The organism is Prauserella sp. PE36 (assembly GCF_003311655.1).
Lineage (GTDB): Bacteria > Actinomycetota > Actinomycetes > Mycobacteriales > Pseudonocardiaceae > Prauserella_A > Prauserella_A endophytica.
Genome location: NZ_QEQT01000053.1, coordinates 1 through 612 on the forward strand (window position 1 = coordinate 1; position 612 = coordinate 612).

Consider the following 612-nt stretch of genomic DNA (forward strand, 5'->3'; position numbering starts at 1 on the left):
AAAAAATATTTTGTATAATAAGAATTAAGTTACTAATTTAATTAACTAAAAGGAATTCGGCAAACATGAACCTCGACTGTTTAACAAAAACATAGCCTCAGGAATATATCTGAGGTTATACCTGCCCAGTGTATAGATAGGATAAACGGCCGCGGTACTTTGACCGTGCTAAGGTAGCGTAATCAGTTGGCTCCTAATTAGGGTCAGGAATGAATGGAGTTACGTGGTTCTACTGTCTCCTAGATATTTACTTGAAGTTACTATATAGATGAAAAAGTCTATAATCCGAAAAAAGACGAGAAGACCCTTAGAGTTTTACTTAGTGTGGTAGTGATTAACCATAATGGTTTCGTTGGGGCAACGTGGGAGCAAAAATTAGTAATCTCCTGAATGAACTAACCGATTATTTTAAATATGAAAAAACTACCTTAGGGATAACAGCATTATGTAAAAAATAAGTTTGTGACCTCGATGTTGGACTGGGAAATCTGAAGGCTAGCCGTTTTTAGAGAAAGTTCTGTTCGAACTATTATTCCCACATGATCTGAGTTCAGACCGGCGTAAGCCAGGTCAGATTCTATCTTTTTATTTGAGAGCTTAGTACGAAAGGAC

At 36.6% G+C, this 612-nt stretch carries 1 rRNA gene; it reads left to right on the forward strand.

Going from position 1 to position 612, the window contains the following annotated elements:
* Positions 1–612: ribosomal RNA gene (locus tag DI005_RS38560) — 23S ribosomal RNA — on the forward strand; the annotation flags it as partial.